Source organism: Halalkalibacter lacteus (assembly GCF_036663595.1).
Taxonomy (GTDB): domain Bacteria; phylum Bacillota; class Bacilli; order Bacillales; family Bacillaceae_D; genus Halalkalibacter; species Halalkalibacter lacteus.
Genome location: NZ_JAWRVL010000110.1, coordinates 1 through 420 on the forward strand (window position 1 = coordinate 1; position 420 = coordinate 420).

Sequence of the window (420 nt, forward strand, 5' to 3'; positions counted from 1 at the left end):
TTAGCTCAGCTGGGAGAGCGCCTGCCTTGCACGCAGGAGGTCAGCGGTTCGATCCCGCTAGGCTCCACCAATATGATTAGGCGGCGTAGCTCAGCTGGCTAGAGCGTACGGTTCATACCCGTGAGGTCGTGGGTTCGATTCCCTCCGCCGCTATTAAAGTCTTTAATTCTCATACGGAGGAATACCCAAGTCTGGCTGAAGGGATCGGTCTTGAAAACCGACAGGCGGGTTAAACCGCGCGGGGGTTCGAATCCCTCTTCCTCCTCCATATTTTGATGCATTGGGCTATCGCCAAGCGGTAAGGCAACGGATTTTGATTCCGTCATGCGTTGGTTCGAATCCAGCTAGCCCAGCCAATGCGGAAGTAGTTCAGTGGTAGAACACCACCTTGCCAAGGTGGGGGTCGCGAGTTCGAATCTC

Annotated in this window: 3 tRNA genes; all 3 read left to right on the forward strand. The window is 55.0% G+C overall.

The features are described from left to right. Positions 1-79: 79 nt before the first annotated feature. Positions 80-153: transfer RNA gene (locus SAZ04_RS21705), tRNA-Met, on the forward strand. Positions 154-175: 22 nt separating this feature from the next. Beyond that, a tRNA-Ser gene (locus SAZ04_RS21710) sits at positions 176-268 on the forward strand. A 13-nt stretch (positions 269-281) separates the two neighbouring features. Beyond that, positions 282-356, forward strand: a tRNA-Gln gene (locus SAZ04_RS21715). Positions 357-420 lie beyond the last annotated feature (64 nt).